The organism is Campylobacter sp. IFREMER_LSEM_CL1846 (assembly GCF_025772105.1).
In the GTDB taxonomy this organism is placed as follows: Bacteria; Campylobacterota; Campylobacteria; order Campylobacterales; family Campylobacteraceae; genus Campylobacter_D; species Campylobacter_D lari_D.
Map to the genome: position 1 here is coordinate 23673 of NZ_JAKMRM010000010.1, position 18477 is coordinate 42149.

Here is an 18477-nt window from a genome sequence, read left to right on the forward strand (position 1 = left end):
GACTTAAAAGTCATCAAAACTCAAACTCCCTTTAGAATAGTTTGTAACCTTGCTTTCAAAGAAATTGCTTTTTTGATCATTAAATTTAGAAAAATCATCCACCCATTTAATAGGATGTTTTGCATTATAAATTTTATCAAGATTAATAGCTATTAGTCTTTGATCAACAAGATAGTGAATGTACTCTTCTATAATATCGTCTGTAAAACCCATGATTTGATTTTGAGTGATGTATTTACCCCATTTGATCTCAAGTTCACCTGCTTTTTTAAACATATCATAAATTTTGTTTATATTGATATCATTAAACAAATCAGGTCTTTCTTTACGCACAGAATTAATCATATTTTGAAATAATAATAAATGAGTAATTTCATCTCTTTGTATAAAGCGTATCATTTGTGCTGAACCTAGCATTTTTCCTGCACGCGCTAAAGCATAAATAGCAGTAAAACCACTATAAAAATACACTCCTTCTAGAATTTGATTTGCTACCATTGCAAGTAAAAGTTTATTATCATCTACTTCGCCAGCTAATTCTTCATAAATACTTGAAATGAAATCATTTTTTTCTCTTAAAGTCTCATCATGTTTTTCCATTTCATAAATTAAGTCTGTATTTTCACAGATTGCTTCAACCATCACTGCATAAGATTTTGAGTGATTTGCTTCTTCATAAGCTTGTCTTGCTAAAACCGCATTGATTTCAGGTGCTGTGATATAAGGGTTGATATTATCAGCAAGATTGTTTGTTTGAAAACTATCCATTGAGATAAGTTGAGACCAAACTAGATCATACATTCTTTTTTCTGCTACGGTTAGATTGCAACGATAATCTAGTGCATCTTTTGTTGTATCTACTTCTTTTGGAAACCAAGTATTTGCTTCCATTAAATCCCAAAGTTTTAAAGCCCATGTGTATTTTGCTTTAGTAAAATTTAAAATACCATGTGGGTTGCCGTTAAATACTTTTCTATCATTTAAAGTTTCATTTGATTTTGGATTATAAATTCTTTTTCTATTCATTTTTCCACCTTTGTTACAATAGCGCTTTGGCTTAAAATATCATGCAAGGCTAAGGTATCCTTTCTTAAAAAGCTTACCAAAAAGCCAATCAACAAGCCAAAGCTTATAATGAAAATTACATAGCGTAGGATTATTCTAAAAAAATTAAGTTTGTGTCCATTTTTAATATCAATCAAGTATAAATCATAAGCTTTAAGTCCAGGACTTTGAGCTTTTTTTACTAAAAATAATGCTTGTAAAAATCCAAAAAGCAATGGGCACAAAAAAATTATAAGTTGATTGCTTAAAAAAGCTTCTTTAGAGCCAAGAGTAAAATAAAACAAATACAAAATGGGCACATAAAGCAAAAATAGATCAATCAAAAAGGCTTTAAATCTTAAAAAGCGAGTGGCTATTTTTGCTTTAGTTTTCATTAGTTACCACGACTACCAGGTTTGATAGCTTTAGTGCCTTTTTCACAAAGTGGGCAAGTATTTGCATCATAAATATCAAATTCAAAATTTCCTAGTGCAAAAAGTGGTAAATTTTGTGGTAATTTTGCATTTTCTTTTCTTGGATTGTTTAAATTTTTTACAGCACAAAAACCACGATTTGCTAAAGCTGCAAAACCTACTACCTCTCCACCTAAATTCTCGATGATTTTTGCACTCTCAAGTGCTGAGCCACCTGTTGTAATAATATCTTCACAAACGATAAATTTTTCACCTTTTTTTACTTCAAAACCGCGTCTAAGACTCATCACTCCTTCTACGCGTTCAGTGAAAATAAAGCGTTTGTTGCAAGCTCTAGCAAGTTCATAACCTGCTAAAATTCCACCCAAGGCAGGCGAGCAAATACTATCAAATTCAATATTAAAACTGGCAATAACTTTCGCAAGCTCATCACAAAGCTCACCTGCTAGTTTTGGATTTTCTAAAACTTTAGCACTTTGAAGGTAAAACTCAGAGTGTTTCCCTGAGCTAAGTAAAAAATGTCCTTGTAGGTATGCTCCACAATCTTTATAAATTTGTTCTAAGTTCATTTTTAAACCTTTAAAAGTTCCGCTTCTTTGTTTTTAACTAACTCATCTACTTTTGCTGTATAATTATCGGTTTGTTTTTGTACTTCATCATAAGCTTTTTTAGCTTCATCTTCTGAGATTGCTTTATCTTTTTCTAGTTTTTTTACCGCATCATTTGCATCTTTTCTAATATTTCTAATAGCAACTTTAGCCTTTTCACCCATAGCTTTAGCATTTTTAGCATTTTCTTCTCTTTGTTCTCTTGTCATAGGAGGAAAAAATAATTTAACACTTTCGCCATCATTGTTCGGATTTACTCCAATGTTTGCCGCAGCTATGGCACTTTCTATGGCTTTTAGCATTGATTTTTCCCAAGGAGTAATGCTAATAGTTGAAGCATCAGTTGCTAAAACTGTTGCTACTTGATTTAATGGAGTTGCACTACCATAATAATCTACATGAATATGATCAAGTATATTTATATTTACTTTGCCAGTTCTTATGGTAGTAAAATCTTTTTTTAAGGCCTCTAAGCTTTTGTCTGATTGTTGTTTTTGCTTGGTATAAATTTCATTTAGCATGGTATTTCCTTTTTTTATTTGCTAGTATTACTTTCGCTAATTGGAGCACTTGGTGCAACTGGAATGCTAGTTGTGTTTGTTTCAGGTGCCTTTGGTAAAATTTGTTCTGCTTTTTCAGCAAGTGAGTTAGAATTAGCATTATTATACATATAACTTAGAGCAATTGTATTAGCGATAAGTAAAACACCCATCACAAAAGTAAATTTAGCTAAAAACCCTGCAGGACCCTTTGCTCCAAACAAGCTTTCATTACTTCCGCTATATGCTCCAAGTCCTATGCTTGAGCTTTTTTGTAATAAAACAGCAATACAAATAATTACAACAATTGCAAATTGCAAAATAATTAAAAGAGTAGTCATGAATTTTCCTTATTGAAAATAAAATGAGTATTTTAACTTAAAAAGTTTGATAAAAACTTGAAAGAGGTAAAGAAAATTTGCGAGAATTTTTCTCGCAAATTTTTATCTGCTATTAAAGCTTCTTAAAATATTAAGAAGAGAGATGAAAAGATTGATAAAATCAAGATAAAGTGCAACTGCACCTTCGATTGGTGTTTCATAATTTCCTCTAATGATGTTTTGAGTATCATAAAGAATGTAAAAAGAAAATAAAATTGCACCAATACCAGAAATTGCTAAGCTTAAAAGTGAACTTTGAAAAAAGATATTAATTAAAGAAGCTACTACGATAACAATTAAAGCTATAAAAAGCATTTTTCCCATCATAGTAAAATCTCTTTTTGTATTCATAGCAAAAACGCTTAAAGCACCAAAAGCCACTGTTGTTAAAGCAAAAGCTTGAGCGATAATGCTAGCTCCTGCAGGAAGTGCTAAAACAGAATATAAAAGTGGTGTTAAAGTAAGTCCTGAAACAAAAGTAAAGGCAAAAAGTAAAACTAAATTAAGCGGAGCTTCTCTTTTTTTCCATTGTAATGCAAATAACAAGCCAATTTCTACGATAAATAAAATCCAAAAAGTTGCTTGAGATTGTGCAAATAAATGTGCTAAGGCAAAAATTCCTATGTAAGCACCTGCTGTTGCAGCTAATAATGAAGCAGCAAAAAGCTGATAAGTTTGTTTTATAAAAATGCTCAAATCACTTCTAGCATAACCTTCAAATTCTTGAGTTTTAGAGTTAGAATAATCTCTATCATAAAGACTCATTAAAATCCTCCAATAATTTTTAAAAATTAAAATTTACAAAAAAAAGATAAATAAAAGATTAAAATTGTATAAAAATATAACAAAAAATAAATTTATAGATTTATTTTAAGTAAAAATAATTTAGTATAATGCTTTATTAAAATGCAAAAAAGGACTTTTTTTGAAAGACTTGATCGAGGGTGCTTTAAAATTTATGCAAGAAGATTTTAAAGAGCATGCAGAACTTTTTGAAAGTTTAAAAAATAAACAAAATCCCCACACACTTTTTATAGGATGTGCTGATTCAAGAGTTATACCAAATTTAATTACTAATACAGGTCCAGGAGAGCTTTTTGTTGTAAGAAATATAGGCAATATAGTTCCACCTTATAGAGTAGGAGATGATTTTTTGGCAACTACTTCAGCTATTGAGTATGCTTTTAGTTCTTTACATATAAAAAATATCATAGTTTGCGGACATAGTAATTGTGGTGGCTGTGCGGCTTTATATGCAAATGAAAATGAGCTAAAGAGTATGCCGAATGTGAGAAAATGGCTTACCTTGCTCGAGCCTATTAAAAATAAGGTTTTAAAAGTTGCAGGCAGTGATTTAGCCATGCGATCTTGGATGACTGAAAAAATGAACTTGGTTAATTCTTTGCAAAATTTATTAACCTATCCAGGTATAGAAGAAGCTTTAAATAAAAAAGAAATAGAACTTCATGCTTGGTATTACATCATAGAAACGGGTGAAATTTATGAGTATGATTTTAATTTTGAAAATTTTGTTTTAATACAAGAGAGGGTGAAAAAAGTATGAAAAAGATTGTTAATATTATTTTATTATTTTTATTTATCAGCACTTTGAATGCACAGGAAAAAAATGCTTTAGAGGATAAGAATAGTATTTTTGCTTTGGTACAAGATTATATAGAGCTTAATTTACTTTTGGAAAGTTTTAAAACCGGTGATACAAATAGCACCGAATTTCAAGATAATATCAAAGAAATAGAAAAACAAAAAACAGCTCTTTTGACTACTTTACCTTTAAAAATGGTATCTCAAAAGATTGATGATAAAGAAGCAAAAGATTTTTTAAAAACTAAGAATGCTTTACAAAAAAGTGTTGAAAATGCCCAAGCTAAAAAAAGATATTATGATTATGTGGATAATAAAATCAAACTTTTAAATTTAACCTCTGCAGAACATTTTTATCTTTGTATATTTGAATTAGAAAAAGTTTTTATCGAAGGTGCTCAAAGTCAAAAAATAAAAAAAATTATTGATGAAAGCATTGACTCATTAAAAGAAGATATAGTTTTTAATTTTGCTTTAGATAAAGAGAAAATTAATGATATTACTCAACTTAGAACTTTAGAGCTTAGTGAAAATAATTTAAGAAATACCATCAAGTCATATAATGAAATTTTGGTATATCTAAGAAATAATGCAAATTTGCTTGAAACTAATTTTTTATTTACGGGCTTGGGCTTGCAAAATGCCATTAATTATATTAATAAACAAACCTCTATTAGTAGTGTAAATGTTGGAAAAATAGTTATTTCTATTATTGTCATTGTTTTGTTTTATTCTTTAAAATTTTATCTTGCAAAAATTTTGTATTTTGTATTGATACATTTATTTGGAAAAAATTCAGAAAATGTAGAAATAAAAACTCACTTTTTAGAAAAGCTCCAAGGACCAGTGGGTTGGTTTTTGTTTGCTTATGCTATTGGAATTTGTTTTACTATTTTTTACTATCCTGCACCTGTAGATATAAGAATTAGTAATATTTTATCAATTGTTTATGTTATTTTAACTGCTTGGCTTGTGATAAATATTTTTGATAGTTATGGTATGGTAATTGTGGCAAAGCTTGCTGAAAAAAGTGGCAAACGCGAAGTGGTTAATTTAATTATTAAAATTTTATATTTTATTATTATAGTAATAGCTGTTTTATTTGTTTTATCACATTTAGGATTTAATATTTCAGCATTGATTGCATCTTTAGGTATTGGTGGTTTGGCTGTGGCATTGGCAGCTAAGGATATTATTGCAAATTTCTTTGCTTCTGTGCTTTTGCTTTTTGATAACAGCTTTAATCAAGGCGATTGGGTTGAAATTTCAGGTATAGAAGGAACTATAGTAGAAATTGGGCTTAGAAAAACTACTATTAGAACTTTTGATAATTCTTTGGTGTTTTTACCAAATTCAACTATTATGGGAACTAATATAAAAAATTGGAGTAAAAGAAAAATAGGACGCCATGTAAAATTATTTATAGGTGTAACTTATGATGCAAGACCTGAACAACTTGAGCAATGTGTAGAAGATATAAGATATTTATTAGCTACTAGTCCTTTGATAGCCCAAGTTGATGATAGTGCGCTAAATCATGGTGGAACCCGCGCTAGATATAGACAAAATTTAGTTTCAGTGAATGATTTAGAAGGATATAAAAATAATACTTATGTGGCTGTGAGTGGCTTTAGCGCAAGTTCTATTGATATAGAAGTATATTTTTATACTAAAGCAGTTGATGCTGCAGGTTTTAGAGAAGCACGACAAAGTATTTTACTTGAATTAATGAAGATTGTCGAAAGAAATAAACTAAGTTTTGCATTTCCTTCACAAAGTCTTTATATAGAAAAAATCAATAAAGACGATAAAGAAGAGTTATTATCTTAATAAGCTCTTCTTTGATCATCACACTCTACTATAATTTTTTCAGCAATGATAATGCTTCCATTTTTACTGCCTTTAACTTTAACAAGACTTCCTTTTTTTAGATCTTGTACATTGGCTTGTTTTTTATTGCTACCAAAAATTCCGCAGTTATAAATATCTATATGTGTTTGGGGTAAAATGGTAATAATTAAGTTATTATCAAAACTTGTTTGAATACTTATTGTATGTGTAGTAGTGTTTTTTAAAATACCTTGAATTTTATAAGCAAATGCAAAAGTGCTAATGCAAATTAATATAAGAAAAAAACGCATTAAAATAACTCCTTTTTAGGAGTTATTTTGCTTAATAAGCTCTTTTTTTGCATTCTATTTTAATTTCTTTAGCGGTTATATTTTGAACTTGATTTGGCGTTTGTGGATTTGGTGTTGTTTGAGTATAGCCATGGAAAACTTCAGCTTCTATAAAAGTTCCTACTTTTAAATCTCTAAAAGTGCCATATTTATCCATACCAAAAATACCACAATCATCCATGTCAATTTCTGTATTTGGTAGAATTTTTATATTCATTTTTTCTCCATAGGTGGTATCGATTAGAATAGTTTTTGCACCATCATTTACATCTACTATAACACCATAAATTCCATCTGCATAAGCAAGACTTGAAAGACTTAAAGTTGTTAATAATGCAGCGATTTTCTTTTTCATTTTTTCTCCTTTATTTTTATGTAAGAATTATATAATTTTTTGAGTGAAGCAAGAGTGAATTTAGATATAATTTGAAAAATTTACCAAAAAGAGGATACCCATGAAAGGATTTTTACATTATTTTTTTATTTTTTTGCTTGCAAGCTTGTTGTTTGCATGTTCTAAAAATGAAGATAAGAATTCTATTATAAGATCTTATGGTTTTAATGAAAATACGCATAGTATTTTTATAGAATTTAATACCAATATCATTACAGAAAACATAGGTGTTGTAAAAGAAAGAGAAATTGTTATTAATAATCAAAAAATAAAAGCAAAGTATGAACTTGAAACTTCCACAAGATTAAACATATACACTTCTTTAAAAGCAAATCAAAATTATGATATTTTTATAGACTTAAATGATATTGTAGCTGATGAAAAAGTACAATTAAAAGTAAAAACTCCTTTTGAAAAACTAGATGTCAAAGGATATTTTCAAAATATATCAAATGATGAGAGTGTGTTGATTTTAAATGTTCAAAGTTTTTATGCTTTTGATAAAGATGAGTTGTTAAAAGCTGTAAAAATTAATGCACAAGAAAAAGAAATTCAAATAGATAGAATTATCATCCAAGATGATATAGCAAGTGTGTATTCTAAGCCATTAAAAATTAAAAATACAAACACTAATATAAAAGTAGTTTTTGATAAAGAAATTTTAGGTTTAGAGAAAAATATAGATTTAGAATATATTTTACTTGCAAAGAACGAATTTGTATTTCAAAATGCAAATATAATCAATAAAAACATAGAATTACTTTTTTCTCAAAGTATTTCGCAAGATCAAAATTTAAAAGAGTTGATTTTTATTACACCCAAAGTAGATTTTAAAGCATTGGTATTTGGGAATAAAATCAAGCTCATAGGAAATTTTACTCCAAATAAAACTTATGAAATTCAACTTGCTCAAGGGATTAAAAGCGCTGATGGAATTAGTACAAAAGAAAGCTATAAAACTCAAGTAAGTTTAAAAGACTATGAGCCTGCTATAAGTTTTACAAATCAAGGGGTATTTTTATCTAGCAAAGCGAGTAAAAAAATAGCTTTTAAAAGTTTAAATATTAAAAAGATCCATTTAGAAGTTCATCAGGTATTTTCAAATAATTTAAGTGAATATTTAAGATATAAAAATCTTCAAGGTGCTAAAAATTTAAGTGATTATGATAGTGATATTTTTTCAGAGAGTGATTATACTAGTGAAGTAGTATTAAAAAAAGACTTTGATATTAAAAATGTTAAAAATCAATGGCAAGAAAATGAGATAGCTTTAGATGGTTTAAAAGATTTAAGTGGTGTGTTTATAGTTAAGCTTTATTTTAAAGAAGAAGATATTGATTATGTTTTTGATGAGGGTATGGAGAGTTGGAAAAAGCAAAGATTTTTTGATCAAAAAGCAAAGATTAGTAAAAATTTGATTTTTTCAGATATAGCTTTAATTGCTCAAAATTTAAATAAAAAACTTTTTGTCGATGTAAGAGATTTTACCACACAAAAGGCTTTAGGTGGGGTTAGGGTTGATATAATTAGCAAAAGCAATCAAATTTTAGCTTCTAAGACAAGCGATGATAATGGTTTGGCTGTTTTTGATGATATTGATGAGTCAAGAGCTTTATTTATCATTGCTTCAAAAGATAAGCAAGCTTCTATTTTACGCTTAAGTTCGCCTTTATTATATGATGGTTTTGATGTAGATGGTTTAGAGCAAAATTCTCAAAACAAAGTGTTTATTTACACAGAAAGAGGGGTTTATAGACCAGGTGATGATATACATTTAACTATGGTTGCAAGAAATGATAAAGGAGCTGTTAATCACCCTATATTCTTGAGTTTTTTTGATCCACGCAACAAAAAGTTTTTAGATAAAATTAAACTTGATCCTTTGAGCAATGGAACTTTTTATAAAAAGATTTCACTTGATCAACAAGCTTTAAGTGGAGTGTATTTAGCTAGAGTAGAATTTGCAAATGCTATTTTTGATAAAGAAATTTTAGTGCAAAATATAGTGCCAAATCGTATAAAACTATCTATACAAGCTCCAAAAAGTATAAAAGAAAATGAAAAATTAGATTTTAATATTAGCTCAAAATATCTTTTTGGAACACCAGCAAGTAATTTACAATATCAAGCTGATTTATTTGTAAGTAAAAAAGAATATAAAAATTCAAAATATCCAGAATATATTTTTTCAAATCCTAGTGTTTTAGTGCAAAAATATCAAGATAATTTAAAAGGCATTTTAGATGAAAGTGGCTTTGTAAAGCAAGAATTTGCTTTAAAAGATTTTTTTAAAAATACTCCATATAATCTTGAAGCTAACATAAGAGCTAGGGTTTTTGAAAAAGGTTCAAGATCGGTTGAAGCGCTTGTGAATTCACAAGTGATATTACATGAGTATTTTGTGGGTATTAAGCGTTTGAAAAATCACTATTTAAGCTCGGGTTCTACAATTAATTTTGAAGCTATTGTGAGTGATTTAGATGAGAATTTGATAGCAAATAGGGAGATTAAATATACTATTTATGCAAATGATTATTCTTGGTGGTGGGATTATGATAATTATGATGATTTTTTAAAATCACTCAAAAAAGATAAAAACACGCAAATCATTACCCAAGGAACTATTTTAAGTAAGGATAAACCGGTTAAAATAGAATTTGATCCCAAAGAATACCATGGTGAAATGTTTATAGAGCTTGAAGATACACAAAGTAAAACAAGTACAGGAGAGTTTTTTTATATTAGTAGTTTTGGTGCGCCAAGTAATGCTGATATAGTGAGTTCTTTAAAAATAAAAAGCGATAAAAAAGAATACAAGCCAAACGAAACAGCTTTTATTGAATTTGAAAGTGTTAAGGGTGCAAAAGCCATCGTTACTTTAAATGATAATGTAAAGGTTTTAAAACGCTTTGTGATAGATACGCATGAAGATATTACAAAGGTTGAAATTCCTATTCTTAAAGAATATAAGCCAAATGTGTATGTGAGTGTGATTTTGCTTCAAGATTATAATCAATACACTAACGATAGAGCCTTAAGACTTTTTGGTGTAGTGCCTTTGAATGTAGTAGATGAACAAAGTAAAATCGAGCTTGATTTAAAAGTACCGAATAAAATCATGCCAAAACAAGATTTTGAAGTAGAAATTCAAAGTAAAAACAAGCAAAGTTATACTTATACCATAGCTATTGTAGATGAGGGTTTGCTTGATGTGAATGCTTTTAAAACTCCAGATATTTGGGGATATTTTTATCAAAAAATTCGCTTTAATATGAGCATATATGATACCTATGATAAAATCATTGCTAAAAATATTTCTAATGCTTCCAAGGTATTAACTACAGGTGGTGATGTTTTCTTAGAAAGTAGGGCAAATAAAAGTAAAAACGATGAAAAAGCAAGACGATTTAAACCTGTTGTGTTGTTTCAAGAGCCAGTGCAAAGTGATGAAAATGGTTATGCAAAATTAAAATTTAATATGCCTTCGTATCTAGGTTCGGTTAGAGTTATGGTAGTGGCGAACAACTTAGCAGGTTTTGGCAGTGCTTCTAAAGATATCCAAGTTAGCGCACCTGCTGTAATGCTTGAAACTTTGCCAAGGGTTTTAAGACTTGATGATGAGTTTAAGCTTTTAGTGCAGGTATTTAAAGTAGATGATGATGTAAAAAATGCAAAACTTAAACTAAAAACAAAAAATTCACTCATAAATTTTGAAAAAGATGAAATTTTAATTGATTTTGGTAATGAAAAAACAAAAGATATTTATATTAACACAAGAGTAAATTCAAGCAAGCTTGGAGTAGAAGAAATAGAGTTAAGTTTAAATGCAAAAGATTACACCTATACTCAAAATACTCAAATTGATATAAAAGCACTAAATACGATTACTTATGAGGGAAAATCTTTTAAAATTCCTGCAAATACTTCTATGGAGTTTAAAATCACACAAGATTATATCAATCCAGTGGCGTTTTTAAGTGTGAGTTCTAAGCCTATTTTAAATATAAATCATAGATTAAAATACTTGCAAAATTATCCTTATGGATGTATAGAGCAAAGTACTTCAGCGGTTTTACCGCAACTCTTTTTGCAAAAACTTGATCAAGGATCAAATGAACAAAAAAATATTAACAATATCAATGCATTGTTAAGCAAATACGCAAATTTTCAAACTGCCAATGGTGGTTTTGCTTATTGGCAAGGACTTAAAGATTCTGATGCTTGGGGAAGTAATTATGCGGGTATGTTTATGATTTTAGCCAAAGAAAGAGGCTATTATGTGAGCGAGGGAATGTTTAAAGCATGGCTTGATTATCAAAAACGCTATGTTTTAAAAGCTCAAACAAATAAAGAAATTAGAATAAATTCTTTATATCTTTTAGCTTTAGCCAAAGAGCCAAATTTAAGCATAATGAATGCTATTTATGAAGATAGTACTTATTTGCAAAGCTTAAACAATGTAAGTCTTTGGCAACTTAGTGCAGCTTATAAATTAGCAGGTTTTGATGAGGTAGCTTTAAATATAGCTAAAAATTTAAGCACAAAGCCTGATGAAAAAGCTAATTATACTCATACTTATGGATCTTTTCTAAGAGATGAAGCTATTATTGCAAATGCGTATAAAATAATTTATGGTAAAAATAATGATGAATTATTAGATGATATTAAAAAAACTTTAGAAAGCCAAGCTTGGCTTAGCACTCAAAGCACAGGCTATGCTTTATATGCTTTGGCAAATAGCTTTAGTAATGAAAATCCTAAAACTATCAATGCAAGTGTAAAAATTAATGGTGAGAGTAAAAAGCTCAATACAAGTTTTTCTAAATTTGAGTTTAATCAAGGCAGCGCTTTGATAGAAGCTAAAGAAGATACTTATGTGCATTTTGGAGTAGAGGGAATTAAAAAAGGTATTGTCGAACCTTTTGCACAGCGTATGTATATAGAAAGAAGTTTTTATGATGAAAATGGAAATGAAATAGATGAAAGTGCTATAAAAAGCTCTCAAATTTTTTATATGAAATTAAAAATATCAAATAAAAATTATCCGGGCACTTCTAATATAGCTTTAACTCAAATTTTACCAAGTGGATGGGAGATAGTACATGATCTTTTAGATGATGAAACTCCTGATTTTGTGAAAAATTCTTATTATGATTTTGTAGATATAAGAGATGATAAAATCATGTATTTCTTTCCTTTATACTCTGATGAGTCAAGAGAATTTTTTGTGAAATTAAGTGCTGTTACTCCAGGTGTTTATACTTTGAGTGGAGCTTATGCTGAAGCAATGTATGATAATGCTTATAGAGCTTTAAGTGAGAGTAAAAGAGTTAAAGTAGTGCAGTGAAAATCAAAATAAGCCTTGCAATATGCTTTTTAAGCCTATGTTTTTACATAGGCTTAATTTATTTTAGCTTTGATAGCAAGGATTTATTTAAATGCACTTATAGTAAGGTTTTGTTTGATAAAAATAAAGAAATTCTTAGTGTATTTTTAGATTCTAACGAACAATGGCATTTAGAGAGTGAGTTTATACCGCAAAAATTAAAAAGCGCAGTTCTTTTATATGAAGACAAAAATTTTTATTCTCATTATGGAGTAGATTTTTTAGCGATTATAAGGGCTTTTAAAAATAATATTTTTTCAAGTAAAAGAAGTGGCGCAAGTACAATTTCTATGCAAACAATCAAACTTCTAGAGCAAAACAAACGCACATATTTTAATAAATTTAATGAAATCATCAAAGCTTTTGCTTTAGAAAACGCTTATGATAAGGAAGAAATTTTAAGACTTTATTTAAATAATGCTCCTTATGGAGGAAATTTAGTAGGTGTTGCAAGTGCGGGTTTATTTTATTTTGAAAAAGATTTAAAAGATCTTACTTGGAGTGAAGCAGCCTTGCTTGCTGTGCTTCCTAATAATCCAGGTTTAATTAATCTTGAAAAAAACAAAGATAGACTTTTAAAAAAACGCAATGCTTTGCTTGATAGGCTTTTTGAAAAGGGATATTTTTCTAAAGATATTTTAACTCTTGCAAAGGCTGAAAAACTTCCTAGCTTTAAAACAAGGAAAAACTTAGCTCCACATTTAGCGCGTAGGCTTTTAGCAGATAAAGAACAAATCGTTTCTAGTATAGATAAAAAAATTCAAATTAAATTTGAAGAAAAAGCTAAAGAATATTCTTATAAACTACAACAAAAAGGCATAAAAAATCTAGCTATATTGTTAGCAGATACCAAAACAAATAAAGTTTTAGCTTATGTAGGCTCTAATGATTTTTATGATTTTGCAAGTTTTGGTCAAGTTGATGGGGTGATAGCAAAGCGTAGTGTGGGCTCAACCTTAAAACCTTTGCTTTTTGCTTTTGCCATAGATGAGGGACTTATAGTACCTGAATCTTTAATGCTTGATGTACCTACATTTTTTTCTAACTTTGCTCCACAAAATGCAAATAAAAAATACCATGGTTTTATTAGTGCAAAAGAATCTTTGCAAAAATCACTTAATATTCCTTTTGTAAGCTTACTTGCAGAATATGGGTATGAGAAGTTTTTTTATAAGCTCAAAGATATTTTAGATTTTGAAGATGAAAATTTTAAAAAATACGGACTTTCTTTGATTTTGGGCACAAAAGAATTTAGTTTAGAAGATATGGTAAAAATCTATCTAGGACTTGGAAATTATGGAAATTTTAAAGAGCTTTTATATGAAGAAAATGCATTTACTAAAGAAAATAAAAAGCTTATTAGTGATGGAGCAAGCTTTTTAACCTTACAAACCTTAAAGGATTTAGATAGAGCAGGTTTAAGACAATATGATTTTAATACTATTATTTCTTGGAAAACAGGCACAAGTTATGGTAGAAAAGATGCCTGGGCTATAGGAACTTCTCCAAAATACACTTTAGGAGTGTGGGTTGGAAATTTTAATGGCGAGGCAAATGCAAATTTATATGGTGTAAGCATAGCAGGGGAATTGTTTTTTGAACTTTTAGCCTTACTTGAGAGAGTTAATTTAGAATTTGAAAAGCCTAATGATTTAGTTTCTATCAAAATTGAAAATCAAACAGGATATAGATATGATTATAAATTTGACTTTAAAGAAGTGCTTTACCCGCAAAGTGCAAATGTCTTAAGAACTTCACCATTTTTAAAAGAAGTTTTTATGTATAAAAATAAAGAAGTTGATTCTTTAGATGAAAATTTCATCCATGCAAAGAAAAAGATTATATTAAATTTACCTTCCAATGCACAAGCATTTTTTGCAAAAGAAAAGCAAAATTTACAAAGCTCTAATCAAAATTTAAAAATCATATATCCGCTAAATAATCTTAATATCATTTTGCCAAAAGATTTAAAAAGTAAGCAAAAATTGTTAATTAAACTTATAAACCCTAAAAAAGAAAAACTTTTTTGGTATTTAAATCAAGAATTGATTTTTGAAGGAAAAGAAGAAAGTTTATTTTTGGATTTAAAAAAAGGTAAATATGTTATTAATGTTATTAGTGAAAATGGCTCTAATGATTTTATAAAATTTAATATATTTTAATATTATAAAAATATTTTTAAACTTTAATATCTATAATTTTTGGAGTGATATTTTGAGAAAGAAATTGATTAAATTCTCCCACATCATCATTAAATTTCATACCAAAAAGAATTTCTAATTCTTCTCTTGTGCTAAATTTATTTTTTAAAAGTTTTTTATAAGTTCATTTTTTGCATTATCATCTTTGTAGGTTTCTTTATTTTTACTTTCACCTTGTATAGGTTTGAAAGATTTTTCTTTGTCTTTTTCTAAAGTTTCCTGAGGTTCATTAATCTTTTTGCTAAAATCAACAAAGTATGTATTTTGAAGCTCAAGGTATTTTTCTTTAAACTCATCTATGCTTTTGCTTGTGTGAAAAATTTTAACATAAGCTGCATCATAATCTATTCCATTTACGCTCAGCCAACGAGGTGATTTGGCATTTTCATTCATCCATTTAAATAAATCTTCAACTTCTTTTATTTGTAAAAACTACTCAATTCTTTAGCTTTAACTTGATAATTTTTATTGTTTATAAAATATTTAATATTTTAATAAATTTTAATTTTTATTTAATGAAAAGTTTTTATAATTATAAAAATTTATAATTTATTAACTAAAGGAGAAAAAATGCGTAATTGGAGTCTTGGTGCTAAAATAGTTGCAATAGCTATTATAACGGTTGTTTTAATCTTAAGTATTTTATCTTTTTTGATTATAAACAGATCCACAGCTATTTTAAATACACAAATAGAAAATACACTCACAGCTTCTGTGCATCGTTATGGAAATCAAGCTGAAGCGAGCATTAGGTCTTTATTCGTCAGTACTATTGGTACACAAAGAACTTTAAACAATCTTATTTCAGAAGGTGCTATAAACCCAAAAAGGATAGAAAATATCCTCGGAGAAGCCATTGATGCAAATGGAGATATAGCTTATGGTTATTATTATTTAAAAGACGGAACTGCATATAAAAATTTGGGTGTTGATGTAAAATATTTTTCAAATAATAATGAATTTATGGTGTTAATGAGAGATGTAGATATTAACAATGCTGGCGGTATGCAAACTTTAGCAGCAAGTGAAGAGATTGCTAAAACGAATGCTATAAAAAATTTGATGGGGGGGGTAAGTTATATTTTGGAGAACCAAGATGGTATAACATACATGGAAATAAATTTCTAGGTGTTCATGTAGCTGCACCTATTGCAGATAAAAAAGGAAAGGCTATAGGTGTTGTTGGTATGCTTTTTGATCTTAAACCTACGGCTGATTTTTTAAATGATTCTTCAAGATCTATTTATCAAGGAGCAAGAAGGATTTTAATAGCAAGTAATGGTGTTATAGCTACGCATCCAAATGCTGAATTTGTTACAAAAAAGATTACAGAGGTTAATAAAAATACAGCTCATATAATAGAAGCACAAAAAACTATCCATGCAGGAGCTATTGATTATAAAGCAGATGATGGTAGTGAATATCATGGTGCTATAAGAGTATTTGAAATATGGCCAAATACGGGAATTTATTGGGCTATGTTGGCTATTGTCCCAAATGAATCTGTATATGCTTCTATTGTGGATTTAAGAAATATTATTTTGATTAATTCTATTATAGCGATAATTGTTATAGTAGTTGTGATTGGTACTTCAGTAAAAAGAATAGTTTCTATAAGAGTACAAAGACTTCAAGATCATTTAATGAAATTTTTTAGATACTTAAATCATGAGCTTCCAACCGTTGAGGTTTTAATTCCTAGATATAATGATGAACTTGGAAAAATGGCATTAATGATTAATGATAATGTTCAATATATACATACTTGTTTAGAAAAAGATGACATAACTGTGCAAAATATCTTAGAAGTATCTTGTGATATAGAAAAAGGACATTTTACTCAAAGAATAAAAGCAAATCCTGTTAATCCAAAACTTGTGGAATTAAAAGAAGTATTAAATAAAATGCTTGATGATATGCAAATGAAAATTGGTAAAGATTTAAATGAAATAGAAAGAGTTTTTAAAAGTTTTAAAAATCTTGATTTTTCAGATAAACTTGAGTATGCTGATGGTGAGATAGAAAAATCGCTTAATGCAGTCGGAGAAGAAATAAGAAAAATGCTTCAAGCTTCATTAAAACAAGGGGAAATGCTTCAAACTAAAGCTGATGCTTTAAAAGAGAGTGTTTTAAAGCTTAATGATGGCGCGCAAAAACAAGCTGATTCTTTACAAGAAAGCGCAGCTGCTGTTGAAGAAATGAGTGCTTCTATGAACGCAGTAGCAGCAAGAACTGAAGAGGTTATTAAACAAAGTAGCGATATTAAAGATGTAACTGATGTTATTAGAGATATTGCTGATCAAATTAACCTACTTGCATTAAATGCAGCTATTGAAGCAGCTCGTGCAGGAGAACATGGTCGTGGCTTTGCTGTTGTTGCTGATGAAGTTAGAAACTTAGCAGAAAGAACTCAAAAGTCTTTAGGTGAGATTGAAGCTAATACTAATATCTTAGTTCAATCTATTAATGAAATGGGTGAGAGTATTAAAGAACAAGCTTTAGGAATTTCACAAATTAATCAATCTGTTTCAGTAATAGATGGTTTAACTAAAGAAAACTCACAAATTGCACATGCAACTAATTCTGTAGCAAATGAAGTTGATTCTATGTCGGCTGATATTGTAGCAGAAGTTAGAAGAAAGAAATTCTAAAAAAACTACCCTTTTTAAGGGTAGTTTAATTTATAAAATACTCTTGAATTTTATTTTTATCTTCAAAAGCCATACTTTGGAAAATTTTATCTTTAAAACCTATTTTGTATTTTGTATTATTTTGAGTTTTAGCATAAGTTAGTGCTATGCTTAGAGCAAGTTCAAGATCTTGCGGATTGATATTTTCATCTACCAAAGAATAAGCACCGATTAAATCAAAGAGTTTTAATTCTTCATATTTTTGAGTTTTTAATTCTTTTAAAAATTGATTTTCTAGCTCATTTCTACCTACTATCATTTTAGAGCCATTTGGAAGTCTTAAGTGGCGTCCATATTTTAAAAGTTGTGCATCATTAACTTGCATATTTTTATCAAATTTAATAAAATCTTTGATTTTATTTGAAAAACTCTCAAGTGTGAGCAAACATCCACCACCTGGACTTTCAAAATCTTCAAAACCAAATTTGGCAGCTAATTCAAGTTGTCTTTTTCTGCTTCTTCCGCTTATGTTTTCTAACTTTTCTCTATCAACCCAACCCTCACGCTCAGGTTTAGTTAAAGGTAAATTTTTAGCGCACATTGGACGCAAGATTAAATCTTCTTCATCAAGTGCTAATTTTTTTACCTTAGCCATAGCATCATTTCTTTGACTCATAGGGCGTTGACCAACTACTTCTCCTGTGATGATAAAACTTGCATTTTCATCTTTTAACATAGAAAGAGCGGTTTTAAACATAAAAGCATGACAATCTATACAAGGGTTAAAATGTTTTCCATAACCATATTGAGGATTAAATAAAACTTCTTGCAAATAAGCATTTCTTACATCTATCATTTCAAAACTAGCCCCTGCCATAGCAGCGCGTTTTGCCATGAGTTCGCTTTTATCGCTTGTGCCACCAAAGCCTATATTGATATTTAAAGCTTTTACCTCTATGCCTTGAGAGCTTATAAGCTTTATAGCAAGCATAGAATCAAGGCCACCACTAAAAAGTGCTAATGCTTTCATTTTTTCCTTTCGAAATTTTTGGCATATTGTAGTGAATATTTTTTAATTT

The 18477-nt window shown here is 28.8% G+C and carries 15 protein-coding genes and 1 pseudogene; 6 read left to right on the forward strand and 10 right to left on the reverse strand.

Features of this window, described 5'->3' with window-relative positions; all coding sequences use genetic code 11:
- Window positions 1-3: 3 nt before the first annotated feature.
- The 6 genes from L8W40_RS05705 to L8W40_RS05730 all read right to left on the reverse strand — a co-directional run bounded on the left by L8W40_RS05705 (window position 4) and on the right by L8W40_RS05730 (window position 3770).
- Window positions 4-1026 (reverse strand): ribonucleotide-diphosphate reductase subunit beta, encoded by a 1023-nt coding sequence (locus L8W40_RS05705; protein WP_133319022.1) that lies wholly within the window; start codon window positions 1024-1026, stop codon window positions 4-6.
- Complete coding sequence (locus L8W40_RS05710; protein ID WP_263664901.1) at window positions 1023-1439, reverse strand: RDD family protein; 417 nt, start codon at window positions 1437-1439, stop codon at window positions 1023-1025. Before L8W40_RS05710 ends, L8W40_RS05705 begins: the two co-directional genes overlap by 4 nt.
- Window positions 1439-2047: an orotate phosphoribosyltransferase gene (gene pyrE / locus L8W40_RS05715; protein ID WP_133319020.1), complete on the reverse strand. Its 609-nt coding sequence runs from the start codon at window positions 2045-2047 to the stop codon at window positions 1439-1441. Before pyrE ends, L8W40_RS05710 begins: the two co-directional genes overlap by 1 nt.
- A 2-nt stretch (window positions 2048-2049) precedes the next feature.
- The gene (gene frr / locus L8W40_RS05720) at window positions 2050-2607 is read right to left on the reverse strand and encodes a ribosome recycling factor (protein WP_039668941.1); all 558 of its coding nucleotides are present in this window, start codon (window positions 2605-2607) and stop codon (window positions 2050-2052) included.
- Between the two features lie 14 nt (window positions 2608-2621).
- Window positions 2622-2966 (reverse strand): preprotein translocase subunit SecG, encoded by a 345-nt coding sequence (gene secG / locus L8W40_RS05725; protein WP_133319019.1) that lies wholly within the window; start codon window positions 2964-2966, stop codon window positions 2622-2624.
- A 102-nt stretch (window positions 2967-3068) separates the two neighbouring features.
- Complete coding sequence (locus L8W40_RS05730) at window positions 3069-3770, reverse strand: Bax inhibitor-1/YccA family protein (protein ID WP_039629164.1); 702 nt, start codon at window positions 3768-3770, stop codon at window positions 3069-3071.
- A 160-nt stretch (window positions 3771-3930) separates the two neighbouring features.
- Here L8W40_RS05730 and L8W40_RS05735 point away from each other — a divergent pair, with 160 nt between their 5' ends.
- Window positions 3931-4569, forward strand: a complete 639-nt coding sequence (locus tag L8W40_RS05735) for a carbonic anhydrase (RefSeq protein ID WP_133319017.1) — start codon at window positions 3931-3933, stop codon at window positions 4567-4569.
- Window positions 4566-6437 (forward strand): mechanosensitive ion channel family protein, encoded by a 1872-nt coding sequence (locus L8W40_RS05740; protein WP_133319016.1) that lies wholly within the window; start codon window positions 4566-4568, stop codon window positions 6435-6437. Before L8W40_RS05735 ends, L8W40_RS05740 begins: the two co-directional genes overlap by 4 nt.
- Here L8W40_RS05740 and L8W40_RS05745 read toward each other — a convergent pair.
- The gene (locus tag L8W40_RS05745; RefSeq protein ID WP_133319015.1) at window positions 6434-6748 is read right to left on the reverse strand and encodes a hypothetical protein; all 315 of its coding nucleotides are present in this window, start codon (window positions 6746-6748) and stop codon (window positions 6434-6436) included. The genes L8W40_RS05740 and L8W40_RS05745 overlap by 4 nt on opposite strands.
- 31 nt (window positions 6749-6779) lie before the next feature.
- A complete protein-coding gene (locus tag L8W40_RS05750) occupies window positions 6780-7142 on the reverse strand; it encodes a hypothetical protein (RefSeq protein WP_220567078.1) in 363 nt (120 codons plus the stop codon).
- Window positions 7143-7242: 100 nt separating this feature from the next.
- Here L8W40_RS05750 and L8W40_RS05755 point away from each other — a divergent pair, with 100 nt between their 5' ends.
- Both L8W40_RS05755 and pbpC read left to right on the forward strand, forming a co-directional pair.
- On the forward strand, window positions 7243-12528 hold the full coding sequence (locus tag L8W40_RS05755; RefSeq protein WP_263664902.1) for an alpha-2-macroglobulin family protein: 5286 nt from the start codon (window positions 7243-7245) through the stop codon (window positions 12526-12528).
- Window positions 12525-14729 carry a penicillin-binding protein 1C gene (pbpC, locus tag L8W40_RS05760; protein ID WP_263664903.1) on the forward strand — a complete coding sequence of 735 codons (2205 nt, stop codon included), beginning with the start codon at window positions 12525-12527 and terminating at the stop codon, window positions 14727-14729. The genes L8W40_RS05755 and pbpC overlap by 4 nt, the downstream gene beginning before the upstream one ends.
- Before the next feature lie 16 nt (window positions 14730-14745).
- Here the strand turns inward: pbpC and L8W40_RS08145 are convergent.
- Window positions 14746-14966, reverse strand: a pseudogene (locus L8W40_RS08145) (hypothetical protein); the annotation flags it as partial.
- A 372-nt stretch (window positions 14967-15338) separates the two neighbouring features.
- On the opposite strand from L8W40_RS08145, the gene L8W40_RS05770 reads away from it, so the two are divergent.
- Window positions 15339-15896 (forward strand): hypothetical protein, encoded by a 558-nt coding sequence (locus tag L8W40_RS05770; RefSeq protein WP_263664904.1) that lies wholly within the window; start codon window positions 15339-15341, stop codon window positions 15894-15896.
- A 1082-nt stretch (window positions 15897-16978) separates the two neighbouring features.
- Window positions 16979-17419, forward strand: a complete 441-nt coding sequence (locus L8W40_RS08150; protein WP_240379699.1) for a methyl-accepting chemotaxis protein — start codon at window positions 16979-16981, stop codon at window positions 17417-17419.
- A 25-nt stretch (window positions 17420-17444) separates the two neighbouring features.
- Here L8W40_RS08150 and L8W40_RS05780 read toward each other — a convergent pair whose 3' ends face one another.
- Window positions 17445-18428, reverse strand: a complete 984-nt coding sequence (locus L8W40_RS05780; protein WP_214135261.1) for an MnmA/TRMU family protein — start codon at window positions 18426-18428, stop codon at window positions 17445-17447.
- Window positions 18429-18477 lie beyond the last annotated feature (49 nt).